This is a genomic window from Mycobacteroides abscessus ATCC 19977, assembly GCF_000069185.1.
Lineage (GTDB): Bacteria > Actinomycetota > Actinomycetes > Mycobacteriales > Mycobacteriaceae > Mycobacterium > Mycobacterium abscessus.
On the sequence record NC_010397.1, the window covers coordinates 634,816 to 648,031 of the forward strand.

11 protein-coding genes are annotated in these 13,216 nt (G+C 65.5%); 3 read left to right on the forward strand and 8 right to left on the reverse strand.

Annotated features, from left to right (window positions below; genetic code table 11):
• Positions 1-4 precede the first annotated feature (4 nt).
• The 6 genes from MAB_RS03360 to moeA form a co-directional block, all read right to left on the reverse strand.
• Entirely contained in the window at positions 5-469 is a 465-nt protein-coding gene (locus MAB_RS03360) for a Na(+)/H(+) antiporter subunit C (RefSeq protein WP_005085546.1), read from the reverse strand.
• The gene (locus tag MAB_RS03365) at positions 466-3,315 is read right to left on the reverse strand and encodes a Na+/H+ antiporter subunit A (protein ID WP_005113179.1); all 2,850 of its coding nucleotides are present in this window, start codon (positions 3,313-3,315) and stop codon (positions 466-468) included. Before MAB_RS03365 ends, MAB_RS03360 begins: the two co-directional genes overlap by 4 nt.
• An 86-nt stretch (positions 3,316-3,401) precedes the next feature.
• Positions 3,402-5,588, reverse strand: coding sequence for an AAA family ATPase (locus MAB_RS03370; protein WP_005092266.1), 2,187 nt, complete (start codon positions 5,586-5,588; stop codon positions 3,402-3,404).
• A 6-nt stretch (positions 5,589-5,594) separates the two neighbouring features.
• Complete coding sequence (gene pssA / locus MAB_RS03375; RefSeq protein ID WP_005064848.1) at positions 5,595-6,482, reverse strand: CDP-diacylglycerol--serine O-phosphatidyltransferase; 888 nt, start codon at positions 6,480-6,482, stop codon at positions 5,595-5,597.
• The gene (locus MAB_RS03380) at positions 6,479-7,192 is read right to left on the reverse strand and encodes a phosphatidylserine decarboxylase (protein WP_005113180.1); all 714 of its coding nucleotides are present in this window, start codon (positions 7,190-7,192) and stop codon (positions 6,479-6,481) included. The genes pssA and MAB_RS03380 overlap by 4 nt, the downstream gene beginning before the upstream one ends.
• 72 nt (positions 7,193-7,264) lie before the next feature.
• A complete protein-coding gene (moeA, locus tag MAB_RS03385; protein WP_005113181.1) occupies positions 7,265-8,458 on the reverse strand; it encodes a molybdopterin molybdotransferase MoeA in 1,194 nt (397 codons plus the stop codon).
• A gap of 117 nt (positions 8,459-8,575) precedes the next feature.
• Between moeA and MAB_RS03390 the strand changes: the two genes are divergently transcribed.
• The 3 genes from MAB_RS03390 to MAB_RS03400 all read left to right on the forward strand — a co-directional run bounded on the left by MAB_RS03390 (position 8,576) and on the right by MAB_RS03400 (position 10,942).
• Positions 8,576-9,373: an HAD-IIA family hydrolase gene (locus tag MAB_RS03390; RefSeq protein WP_005064851.1), complete on the forward strand. Its 798-nt coding sequence runs from the start codon at positions 8,576-8,578 to the stop codon at positions 9,371-9,373.
• Positions 9,374-9,388: 15 nt separating this feature from the next.
• Positions 9,389-9,766, forward strand: a complete 378-nt coding sequence (locus MAB_RS03395) for a VOC family protein (RefSeq protein WP_005085555.1) — start codon at positions 9,389-9,391, stop codon at positions 9,764-9,766.
• Positions 9,767-10,027: 261 nt separating this feature from the next.
• Complete coding sequence (locus MAB_RS03400; RefSeq protein WP_005113182.1) at positions 10,028-10,942, forward strand: SDR family NAD(P)-dependent oxidoreductase; 915 nt, start codon at positions 10,028-10,030, stop codon at positions 10,940-10,942.
• Here MAB_RS03400 and MAB_RS03405 read toward each other — a convergent pair.
• Positions 10,939-11,439: a cupin domain-containing protein gene (locus MAB_RS03405; RefSeq protein WP_005113183.1), complete on the reverse strand. Its 501-nt coding sequence runs from the start codon at positions 11,437-11,439 to the stop codon at positions 10,939-10,941. The two genes, MAB_RS03400 and MAB_RS03405, sit on opposite strands and share 4 nt — an antisense overlap.
• A gap of 19 nt (positions 11,440-11,458) precedes the next feature.
• Positions 11,459-13,153, reverse strand: a complete 1,695-nt coding sequence (locus tag MAB_RS03410; protein ID WP_005085559.1) for a DEAD/DEAH box helicase — start codon at positions 13,151-13,153, stop codon at positions 11,459-11,461.
• Positions 13,154-13,216 lie beyond the last annotated feature (63 nt).

The window sequence follows — 13,216 nt, forward strand, 5'->3', positions numbered from 1 at the left end:
GTGCTCATGACTTCTCACCCGTGGGCAATGCGTCGAGTTCAGCGGGTGAGTCTTCGTCGAGCGACTCGGATACGTCCCGATGTTCGTCCTTGCCGTCGGTGACCGGCTCCGGGGGCTCCTGGGCAACGCGCGCGTCTTCGGCGTCGTCGTCCACGACATCGTCGGCTTCCAGGGTGAACATGCGATAGATCAGGGCAAGGGTGAACGCCGCGACACCCATGGTGATCACGATTGCGGTCAGGATCATGCCCTGGGCCAAGGGATCTGCCACCGAGGTCCGGTTATCGGAATGCCGTCCGATGATCGGCGGATTGCCGGAGGGCCCGCCCAGCGTAAGAATGAGCAGATTGACCGCGTTGCCGATCAGAAGCAGACCCAAGACCATGCGTGTCAGGTTGCGTTCCAGCATCAGATAGACGCCGCACGCGGTAAGCGCGCCGATGATGACGAGTAGCCCGAGGTTGGTCATGATGTGCGCGCTCCCGCTCGGGTACGTGGCGACTCCTCGAGTTCGACGTCAAGACGTGCGCCCAGGCTGCGCAGCACGTCGAGCACCAGACCGACCACTACCAGGTATACGCCCAGATCAAAGAAGATCGCGGTCACGATTTTCACGTGCCCAAAGCCGAGCATGTCGAATTGGATTGTGGCCGAAGACAAAACCGGCGCACCAAGCAGCATCGAGGACAGCGCCGCGCCGCCGGAGAATGCCAGGCCGAGGCCGAGGATCTTGCCGGCGTCGAACGGCAGCGTCTCACCCAGCTCGTAACGCCCACCGGCGAGATAACGCAGCACCAGTGCCAGTCCAGCGGTCAGTCCCCCGGCGAACCCTCCACCGGGAACGTTGTGGCCGGCGAAGAAGAAGTAGAACGACAGCACCATCACGAGCGGAAAGATGAGCCGAGTCGCCACTTCGAGCACCAGCGATCGGTGTTTGGGATCACGTAGCTCGCTGCCGCGCAGCCAGATTCCGGATGCCACCACCACGTCCGGTTGACCGGCTGCGTCCCCGACGCGGGGAGCCCGTCCAAAACGCCGGTGCCGGAACATCAACGAGGCCACCCCCGTGGCGGCGACCAGTAGCACGGAAATTTCGCCGAGGGTGTCCCAGGCACGGATGTCCACCAACAGCACGTTGACGGTGTTGGCGCCGTGGCCGCGCTGATACGCCGCCTGCGGAAGCAGATCAGCGATCGGGCGATCACGCCGCGCGGCCATCGCGTACACCCCGAGTGCGGTCACAGTGCAGCCGACCGCGATCGCGAGGACGGCGCGGGGCAGGCGGAACCTGTTGGCCTGCTGTATGTCCGATTCGGCGGGCAGCGCACGCAGCACCAGCACGAAAATCACCAGTGTCAGGGTTTCGACCAGGAATTGCGTCAGCGCCAGGTCGGGTGCGCCGTGCAGGGCGAAGATGGTGCCCGTTCCGTAGCCGGTGATGCCCACCAACAGCACCGCGGCCAGACGGTTGCGCATGACGGTAGCGCCGATCGCCGCGGCGAGTATCAGTAGGCCGACCACGCCCTGTAACGGTGAATCCCAGAGCTTCAGATGTGCTTGGTCGCGGTCGCCGACTGCGAGGACGATCGTCGGCAGCATCACGAGAGTCACCAGAATGGTGGCCTGTGTGAACGGGATTGAGCCTCGCTGGGTCAGTGCTGTCAGTCGTTGGGAGAGCACATCGGCGCCCCGCAGCACCGCGTCATAGCCACGATCGGCGTTGCCGAGCGGGTTGACGGCCAGGCGTGCCCGGCGCAGGCGTCCGCGCGAGAAGAACGCGAGAATACCGACGGCGAACGCTATCGCGGTGAGTAGCAGCGGAATCCCGAATCCTTCCCAGATCGCGATGTGAGCGTCGACCGGATCGGCGTAGCTACCCAGGGTCCCGTTGAGCCAGCCGGGCAAGATGCCGACCGCCACGCTCGTGACCGCCAGCAGCGCGGGCGCCGTCAGAAATGCGGGAGTCGGAGTGTGCATACCCTGCACGCGGGCGCTGGGCTCGGGTAAACCCTTGCGGGCGAACGCGCCCCACATGAACCGCATGCTGTAGGTGATGGTGAACATCGAACCGATGACGATTCCGGCCAACACCCAGGGCGCGGCCGAGCCGAGTACCCGACTGTGTAATACGGTGGCGAAGGCCAGTTCTTTGCCGACGAATCCGAGGGTCAGCGGAACTCCCGCCATGCTCGCCGCGGCGATTCCGGCGATCACCAGCAGCGGCGGCTGCCGATTGCCGAGCCAGGCCAGCTTGCGGATATCGCGGGTTCCCACGGTGTGGTCGATGATCCCCACCACCATGAACAGTGCGGCCTTGAACAAGGCGTGTGCGCACAGCATGACCAGCCCGGCCAGCAGGATATCGGGATCACCGGTTCCGGTGAGTACCACCAGAAATCCGAGCTGGCTGACCGTGCCGAAGGCCAGAATCAGCTTGAGGTCGTACTCCCGCAGCGCGCGCCAGCCCGCCAGGATCATCGTCGCGATACCCAAGACCAGGACCACCGGCCGCCACGGGGCGGCCTCCGCGAACCCCGGTGACATCCGGGCCAACAGATAGATGCCGGCCTTCACCATGGCAGCGGCGTGCAAGTAGGCGCTGACCGGAGTAGGCGCCGCCATGGCTCCGGGCAGCCAAAAGTGCAGGGGCACAATGGCGGACTTGCTCAACGCGCCGATCAGCACCAGTACCAGACCCACACTGGCCGCCAGGCCCGTCGGCGGATTCGCGATGAGATCTGACAGCAGGAAGCTGCCACCCACATGACCGAGCACGATGACCCCGACAAGCATGGCCAAACCGCCGGCCGTCGTGACCAGCAGGGCCTGCACCGCCGCGCGCCGACTCGCGAGCCGTTCGGCGTAATGCCCGACCAGGAGGAAGGACAGCACCGTCGTCAGCTCCCAGAAGATGTAGAGCACCAGCAGGTTGTCACTGATTACCAGGCCGAACATGGCGCCGGAGAACGCCACCAACTCGGCAGCGAAGCTAGGCAGGCGTGGTTCGGTGTGCCCGTCGCGATGCCGGAAGTAGCTTGCGCAATAGAACAGCACCAGCGACCCGATACCGAGCACGAGCACGCTCATGATCGCGGCCAGCGCGTCGAATCGCAGGGCGATGTCCATTGCGAGCTCGGGCACCCACGGGATGTCGACGCGGACACCCGGACTGTTGCCCGGCCATCTTGCCAACACCCAGATCAGCGAACCAAAGGGAACCAGGGCCAGGGGATAGAAGGCCAGTCGGCCCATGCGCGCCACAAGTAGCGGTGCCACCGCGGCTGCCAGGGCATGGGCAAGCAGAATCGCAAGCAAAGGCACTCCCGTCTATCGGTTGTTGGGCGGGGTGTCGTGATGTCTAGTTTACGGGGCGCTCCATGATTGGCGCGACGCAACCCTTTTCAGCGGTTGTCAGCAAACGCGCGCAGTGATGCCACCTGCACCGGATCCAGCGACGGACGCACGACGGAGCGCGCGGTGTGGATATCCGCGGAGGTGACGTCGGCGGCGTCGATGGATCGCCGCATCGCAGCCATGGCGGCCTCGCGTAACAACGCTGCGCAGTCCGCGGCGGAAAAACCGTCGAGGTCGGCGGCGAGCGCATTCAGATCGACATCCGCACCCAGCGGAACCGAGCGAGCCGCGGTCCTGAGGATGTCCGTGCGGGCCTGAGCATCCGGGGGCTCGACGAATACCAGCCGCTCCATCCGGCCGGGCCGGAGTAGCGCGGGGTCGATGAGTTCTGGCCGGTTGGTGGCGCCGAGCACCACGACATCGCGCAACGGTTCCACCCCGTCGAGCTCGGTGAGCAGGGCGGCAACGACCCGGTCGGTGACTCCGGAATCGAAGCTTTGCCCGCGGCGCGGTGCCAGCGCGTCCACCTCGTCGAGGAACACCAGGGACGGTGCCGAATCGCGTGCTCGTCGAAACAGATCGCGCACCGCCTGCTCGGATGACCCCACCCATTTGTCCATCAGCTCGGCACCCTTGACGGCATGCACCGAGAGCCGCCCGGAGCTGGCCAGCGCGCGCACCACGAACGTCTTGCCGCAGCCGGGCGGCCCGTAGAGCAGAACACCCCGGGGCGGGTCGACGCCGAGCCGTTGAAAGGTGTCCGGATGCTGCAGAGGCCACAGCACGGCTTCTGTCAGAGCTTGTTTGGTGGCGACCATATCGCCGACATCGTCGAGGGTGATCGACCCTACGGCGACCTCTTCGGTGGTCGAGCGGGAGAGCGGGCGGATCACCGACAGCGCGCCGATCAGATCCTCCTGGGCGAGCGCTGGGGCACTGGCCTTCTCGCTGGCGCGCGCGGCCGCGCGCAGCGCCGCCTCTCGTACCAATGCTGCCAGATCGGCTACGACAAAACCGGGCGTGCGTGAGGCAATCTCGTCGAGCTGTAGGTTTTGCGATGGCACCTTGGCCAACAGCACCTCAAGGAGCGATTTGCGGGTGGCGGCGTCCGGCAGGCTCAGACCGAGCTCGCGATCGCACAGCTCGGGGCCACGCAGCCGTGCGTCGAGCGCATCGGGATGTGCGGTGGTTGCGATGAAGGCCACACCGGAAGTGGCTACCGCAGTGCGTAATTCGGCAAGGATGAGCGTTGCGACGGGCTCGGCGGCGGCGGGCAGTAATGCATCGATATCGGATATCAGCAGCACACCCCCGGATTGCCGCACCCTGCTTACCGCCTCGCGGATCATGTCGAGCCGTCCGTCGGCGCTCGTGGCTCCAGCCTCCGGCCCGTCCAATTCGATGAGCGTGCGTGCAGCGCAGACGGCTCGCGCCAGCGTTGCCTTACCCACTCCGGCTGGTCCGGATATCAGTACGCCAAGATTCGGTTGGGCACCAAGTGTTTTGAGTAATTCTGGCTCATCGAGCGCTAGTTTGAGCCATTCGGTGAGACGAGTGGCTTGCGCCTGAGAGCCCTTGAGATCTTCCACGGATATCACCGTGGAAGCCGCCGGAGCTGGACCGGCCGCCGGTGCGAGCTCCGTTTGCCGCGCTGCGGTCGCCGAGGTGGCGCTGGTTGCCGTCGAACCCTGCCAGCTGACAAGCGAATTGGGCTGCACACTGACCGGGCCGTCGGGATCGACCGCCGTCACCGTGAGTAGCTCGGAGGTCCAGGTGATGCCCACCGAGCGGGTCAGCGCCGACGTCGCCTCCGATGTGGAGGTGCCGGGCCCGAGGTCTCGGGGTAGCAGCGAAACCGTGTCACCGACGGTCATCACCTTGCCCAAGAGGGCCATGCGGAGCGTCGCGGACGAAACCGACTGGGTGGCGATCGAGGAACCACTGACGGTGATCGATCGTGCGCCATACACCGTGACCGCCGCGACGATCACCGAGGCGTCCTCGCGCAGGCCCGCGTTGGACAGGGTGACATCGTCGAGCAGGGCTGTCCCGGCGGGAACCGAGCGCGGGGCGACTCCGACCACCGCGGCCGTGGTACGCGACCCTGTCAGAGAAATCGCATCCCATTCCCGGATGCCTAGGGCGGCAATTGCTTCCGGATGCAGCCGGACCACACCGCGTCGTGAGTCGACGGCCGAGGTGTTCAGGCGCGCGGTGAGGGTGAGGGAACTCATGCGGTCCTAGCGCGGTCTGCCGGGGCGGCGCAGGCCCAGGCGCTCGGCGGTGCGCCGCTTGGGAAGTGCTGCCTGCCGGAAGGCGCGGCGCTGGTCGCGCCGCTGATCACGACGCAGATCCCGGCGCTCTTTTGGCTTGGCGTCCCAAGACTCCGGCCGCGCGGCCACCCAGCGCTGACTGCGCCAGGCGAACGGGATGTGTGTCAGGTAGACGACGATCAGGACCAGTAACAGCACATAGGGGTACTGCAGCAGCAGCGCTGCGGCCACCGTGACCAGAGCGAGTAGCAGCACCACCATGCGAGGCGGTACCGAGACGGATTTCATGGCCGCAGTGGGTATTTGACTGACGATGAGCATGGACACGAATACCATCCATCCGCATATCGCCCACACCGACGACCACCAGCCGTCGCCGAACTGCAGATACGCGGCCAATGGCGCCAGCACCATCAGGGCGCCCGCGGGGGAGGGCACTCCCACGAAGTACTCCTTGGTGAACGCGGGCGCGGTGTCGTCGTCGAGCAACGTATTGAAACGGGCCAGTCGCAACACGATGCAGACCGCATAGAGCAGGGAAAAGACCCACGCGGTAGGGGTATCCGCCAGCATCGAGATGTAGAGCACCACAGCGGGGGCGACACCGAAGTTCACCGCATCGGCCAGCGAATCGATTTCCGCGCCCATCCGGGACGTCGCATCCAACAGCCGGGCGATTCTGCCGTCGAGGCCATCGAGGATGGCGGCCGCGGCTATCAATGTCAGTGAGATGTACGGCTTCCCGTCGAACGCGAACTTGATCGACGACAGGCCACCGCAGATCGCCAGCACCGTCATCACACTCGGCAGGATGCGGATATGAACCGGGCGTTTGGGTACTGGACTGCTGATCATGGCAACTCGGCCAGCACAGTCTCGGCACCCACCGCGCGCTGTCCTTGCTGGACAAGAATTTTCGACCCCTCGGGCAGGTAGGTGTCCACCCGGGAACCGAATCGGATCAGGCCGTAGGTGTCGCCGATGGACAGTTGATCGCCTACCTTGGCGTGGCACACGATGCGGCGAGCGATGAGCCCGGCGATTTGCACCACGATCACGTCGTGGCCGGTGCGGGTGCGGATCTGCACGCTGTTGCGTTCGTTGGCGACGCTCGCCTCGGCACGATCGGCGGACAGGAACTGTCCGCTGCGATGGATGACGGCGGTCGCCTCACCCGCGACAGGCACCCGTTGCACATGCACGTCGAAGACGGACAGAAAGATGCTGATGCGCGGCAGTGGTTCGGCGGGCAGGCCCAGCTCCGGCGGCGGCACCGCCCGATCGACGAGGCAGACCTGCCCGTCGGCGGCGGCCACCACCACATCGGCGCGGTTGGGTGGCACACGTGGTGGGTGCCGGAAGAACCCGGCGCACGCGCCCGCGAGCGCCAGCCCGGTCCCGCGAACCCACCTGTTCCTGACGCCCAGACCCGCCAGTCCCAATCCGCCGGCGATAAACGGAAGACCTGCCGGATGGATCGGGGGAATCGTCGAGCGGACGAGCTCGACGATATGCGGAATGCCGGAATCCGGCTCTGAACCTGCGGGGCGGGGGCGTCTTGCCACCGGACCATCCTAGTGATGCGGTCCGCGAGCTGGGGAACACACTGATCGCAACGCCGCTCACGGCCGCCTTGATCAGCTCAGATTCCACACACTGACTGTCGTTCCCGCAGGCAGTTGGGTGACGTCTTCGGGGATGTCCAGCAGGCAGTTCGATACCGCAAGCCAGCGCAGATGATGCGATGCGGGAGGTCCGACGGCGGTCACGGTGCCCTTGTCGGCGGCCCAGTATCCGCGCCGGAACTGGCGTTTGCCGGCGGGGGCGGATATGGCATCGGTGAGGACGGCTTCGTGGCGTGTCCGCGCCGGGGTCAATCCCATCGCGGCGCGCAGCGGTTCGCGAATGAACACCTCGAATGACACCAGTGCGCTGACCGGATTGCCCGGCAGCGTGAGCACTGGAACACCGTTGACGTGACCGGCCCCCTGCGGCTTGCCGGGTTGCATGGCCACCGAAACGAACCGAACACCCGCATCGGTCAGTGCGTCCTTGACCACCTCATAGGCGCCCGCGCTCACCCCCCCGGTGGTGATCACCAGATCGGCCTGCGCGCCGAATTCTTCGAGTACGGCCAGGAATTGCTCGACATCGTCGGCGACGGTCGGTGCCACCACCGCGTCCGCACCGGCCTCCTGGACGGCGGCGGCGAGCATGACCGCGTTCGATTCGTAGATCTGCCCTGGCCGAAGGGGTGTGCCGGGCGGCACCAGCTCGCTGCCGGTTGACGCGATCACCACCCGCAGGCGGGGATGCACGGTCAGCTCGTCCAGGCCGAGCGCGGCGGCAAGGCCCAGTGCCGGCGCGTTGAGGCGGGTGCCTGCGGTCAACACGGTGTCGCCGGCCCGCACATCCTCTCCCGCGCAGCGGACATGTTGTCCGGCAGCGGGCTCCTGGGTGATGGTCACCGTCTCGGTGCCGCCGTCGGTGACTTCGACGGGTACTACGGCGCTGGCACCGGCGGGAACTGGCGCACCGGTCATGATCCGATGCGCGGTGCCCGGGTTGAGGGTCAGTTCATCGGTGCGCCCGGCGGGGATGTCCTCGGTGACCGGAAGGGTTATCGGGCCAGCGGGGCTTGCCCCAACCAAATCCTCGTGCCGAACCGCATAACCGTCCATCGCGGAGTTGTCGAACACCGGCAGATTCAGCGGTGCGACGACGTCGGCGGCCAGCACCAACCGCTCAGCCGCGCCGACCGGTATCCGTACGGGCACAGGTGCCTGGATCAGTTCGGCAACGACTTGCTGGTGCTCTGCGACGGAACGCATCGGCTCATTATTGCCCGAATGCCGAGCGCATACCGCACGCAGGGGTTTTCGCCGAGTTGTGTGCGCCCGGCATGCCCTCGACGTGCGGTGGCGACACCATCGCGGGAAAATAGCGCCATGACCGTCGGCGGAGTGCTCTTCGATATCGACGGGGTCCTGGTGACCTCGTGGGAGCCGATCGACGGCGCCGCGCAGGCTCTCAAGGCACTCGAGAACGACGACATTCGCCGATGTTTCCTGACCAACACCACGTCGCGGACCCGTGTGCAGATCGCCGAGTTGCTCAGCGCCGCCGGGCTGGCGGTGCCCGCCGACGAGGTGATCACCGCGGCGATGTTGACCGCCGATCACGTGATCACCCAGCATCCGGGCGCTCGGTGTTACCTGCTGAACGACGGCGACATCACCGCCGACATGGCAGGCGTCGATTTTGTCGAATCCCTCTCCGACGATCCCGATGTGATCATTCTGGGCGGAGCAGGCCCGCAGTTCGACCATGTGGCGTTGAGCCGGGTGTACGAATTGATGGCCCAGGGCATTCCCGTCGTCGCGATGCACCGTAACGCGGTGTGGAGTACCCGCGAGGGACTGCGCGTCGACACCGGCGTGTATCTGGCCGGTATGGAACAGGTGTCCGGCCGCAAGGCCGTGGCCGTCGGTAAACCGGCTCCCGCGGGATTCCAGCTCGCCGCCGAACGCATGGGCTGCGAGCCGGATCAGGTGGTGATGGTGGGCGACGATCTACATGTCGACGTGCTGGCCGCTCAGGTTGTCGGGATGACGGGGGTGCTGGTGCGCACCGGCAAATTCCGTCAGGACACCCTGGACCGGTGGGCCGCCGATCAGTACGCGATGCAGCCGGCCTACGTGGTCGACTCGGTCGCCGATTTGCCGCCCCTGCTGTCGGGCCTATAAGCCAGAATCGCCGTCATGATCGATCATTTCGGTATCAACTGTGCGGATCTGCCGGCCGCAGCGGCCTTCTATGACAAGGTTCTCGGGGTTCTGGGTTTCACGCGGCAGATGGATTTCGGTGTTGCCATCGGGTACGGACCCGAGGGACAAGCGCAATTCTGGATCGGTGGCGACCCGAGTGGGCATGCCTCGATGGAGTCCAATCGCGAAGTCCATGTTGCGTTTTCGGCGGCGAGCACGGCAAAGGTCGACGAGTTCTTCGCGGCGGCAACGGGTGCGGGCGCCGAGGTGCTGCACGCGCCCCGGCTCTGGCCCGAGTATCACCCGGGGTATTACGGCGCCTTTGTGCGCGACCCGGATGGGAACAACGTCGAGGCGGTCTTCCACGGATGAGTCCCACGTCTAGCGGCGTGGGGTAACGATCGGCGAGGGCGGGGTGATCGAGTCCCTGCTCGTGAGCACGGGTGCCGAGGCAGACGTGCCCTTGGGTTGCACAATCGGCATGGATGCCGCTTTCTTGTCGCCGCCGGGTCGCGCGGTGTCCTCGTCGACGGCTCAGAGGTCGGGGGTGTCCCCGTACGCGTTGACGTGTCATCGGACGTGTCAGTGCCGATCAGCGTGGTGAATGTGAGGGATCTGGGGCAGTATGCAAACGTGACGGTGCACTGGACGACAGCCGATATTCCCGACCAGACCGGACGTGTTGCCGTCGTCACCGGCGCCAACACCGGCCTCGGTCTGGAGACTGCGCGTGCCTTGGCCGCTGCGGGAGCCCAGGTGGTTCTTGCGGTGCGCGACCCCGACAAGGGAGCCGCCGCGGCCGACGATATTACGAAGGGTGCGGCTGGGAGCAACCTCGCGCTACAGCGGCTGGACCTGTCGTCGCTTTCGGATATCAGGTCCGCCGCCCGACAGCTGGGTGCCGACTATCCACGGATCGATCTCCTCATCAACAACGCGGGTGTGATGTATCCGCCGAAGAGCCTCACGGCCGACGGGTTTGAACTGCAATTCGGCACCAACCATCTGGGGCATTTCGCACTCACCGGGTTGCTGCTGGAAAATCTCACCGCAGTGCCTGACTCACGCGTTGTCATCGTCAGCAGCAACGGCCATAAATTCAGGGCAGCAATACATTTCGATGATTTGCAGTGGGAGCGGGGTTACAGCAGGGTGGGGGCCTATGCGCAATCCAAGCTCGCGAACCTGCTGTTCACCTATGAGCTGCAGCGACGTCTCCAGGCTGCTGGAGCCGAGACCGTGGCGCTTGCCGCACATCCGGGTGCATCGGGCACCGAGCTGATGCGGCACATCACATTCGGCCCGGAGGCGCTCACCGCGGCGGCACTGAAAATCGCACAGAGCCCGGCAATGGGAGCGCTGCCCAGTCTGCGTGCCGCCACAGACCCGGCCGCACAGGGCGGCCAGTACTACGGGCCTTCAGGTTTTGGTGAGTTCCGCGGTTACCCGAAGGTCGTCAGGTCGAGCAAGCAGTCTCACGATAAGGTTCTGCAACAACGGCTTTGGTCTGTGTCGGAGGAGCTGACCGGCGTTCGGTTCCCGGTCTAAACGAAGAAGTTGTCGTGGTCGATGAACCACTGGGTGCGCTGGTCATCGGTCATGTCGGCGAGTGCACCGAAGCCCTCGAAGTATTTCTGTCGGGGTGCTCCCGGTGCAAATAGCATGAGCATGGAAGCCGCTGCACCCGAATCGTTTTGGAAGGCGTGTAGGCCGCCCGGCGGTACAAACAAAAAGTCGCCCGCCGTGGCGTCGGCCCAGTTTTCGCCATTGTAGAGACGCCAGGTACCCGATAGCACGAAGAACGCCTCGGACATCGCCTTGTGGAAATGCGTAGCGGCACCAAAGCCTTTCACCGGCCCGGCATCGATCCGGTACAGCCCGTAGTCGCCGGCCGTCGACTGCTGGGTGGCCAGGTAGCGATACTGCACGTTGCCGCCGTCGGGGGCGTAGTCGGGCGGGTCGGTCACCGGTTTGAACGTCGCGCTGACCTCGCCGGTCTCGCCGTGATACCGCGGTTCGGGGTATCCAGAAACGATCAGTGACATGCGCTCCACGCTACGCGCGTCACAGCTCCCGATGAAGGGTCCGGACGGCCTCGATGCGCTCCTTGAGCTGATCGCGTGTGGCCGCGGCGACGGGTGGTCCGCCACACCGCCGTCGCAACTCGTTGTGAATCCAGCCGTGCGGCTTCCCCGATTTGAAATGGGTGGCTGATACCAGTGCGTTGAGCTCGCGCCGTAGCTCGCGCAACTGGCCGTGCGTCGAGGTGATTTCGGGAGGCACCTCCCCTGAGGCGGTGCGCTTGGTCAGCTGTTCTTCTTGCCTGCGCCGCAATAGATCTCGCATCTGGTTGGGATCAAGAAGGCCGGGGATGCCGAGGTATTCGGCCTCTTCCTCGCTGCCCGCCGGTGTTGCGGTGCCGAAGGACGCGCCGTCGAAGATCACCTGGTCCAACTCGGCACTGGCGCTCAGCGATTCGAAGCCCTTCTCCTCTTCGCCGGGCTCGGTGCGCTTGCGCTCCACCGGCTCCTCATCGCCCATCGGCTCGCGATGTGGTTTGCCGAGCACGTGATTGCGCTGCTCCTCCAGCAGGCTGGCGAGTTCCAGTAGCGTCGGTACCGACGGCAGGAAGATGCTTGCCGTCTCGCCCGGCGTACGTGACCGCACGTACCGCCCGATCGCCTGTGCGAAGAACAGCGGAGTCGAGGCACTCGTCGCGTACACGCCCACGGCCAGCCGCGGCACGTCAACCCCCTCGGACACCATGCGCACCGCCACCATCCACTCGCTGGTGCTGGCCGAGAACTGCGCGATGCGGTCGGAAGATTTCGGGTCGTCCGATAACACCACGGTGGGCTCGCTGCCGGTGATCTGGGTGAGCAGCTTCGCGTACGCGCGGGCGGCCTTCTGATCGGTGGCGATGATCATGGCGCCCGCGTCGGTCATGCCTCCTTTGCGCTTCTGTAGCAGCCGTGCATGGGCGGCGCGCAGCACCGCGGGTATCCATTCGCCGTTGGGATCCAAGGTGGTGCGCCAGGCACGCGCGGTTTGCTCTGCACTCAGTGGTTCGCCAAGGCGTGCGGCGTGCTCCTCCCCGGCGCTGTCCCGCCAGCGGGCTTCACCGGAATACGCCATGAAGACCACCGGGCGCACCACACCGTCGGCCAGCGCCTCGGAGTATCCGTAGGTGTGGTCTGCCTGTGAGCGTTGGTAGCCGGCGCCATCGGGCTCATAGTTGATGAAGGGGATGGGACTGTCGTCGCTACGGAACGGGGTTCCGGTCAGCGAGAGGCGCCGGGTGGCGTCGTCGAACGCCTCGCGGACCGCTTCGCCCCAGCTTTTGGCATCACCGGCATGGTGGATCTCGTCGAAGATAACCAGCGTTCGGTGGTTCTCAGTGCGGACCCGGTGCCGCGTGGGGTGGCTGGCCACCTGCGCGTAGGTGACGACGACGCCGTGATACTCCGAGGAGGTCTGTGAATCGGAGTTGCTGAATCTGGGGTCCAGTGACAGGCCGAAGGAGGTGGCCGACTGGGCCCACTGCACCTTCAGGTGCTCTGTGGGCACCACGACGGTGATCTTGTCGACGGTGCCATCGGCCAGCAGCTCGGTAGCAATGCGCAGGGCAAACCGAGTTTTCCCCGATCCGGGAGTGGCCACCGCCAAGAAATCGCGGGGCTTGGCGGCCAAATACCGCACCAATGCCCTGCGCTGCCAGCCCCGCAATGTATGGGTGCTGGGCGCTTCTACAGCCCGCACCCTATGGACTCCGCTCTGCCTAAACGATTGAGTCGCAGACTAACGCAACGGATTACGGGAGTG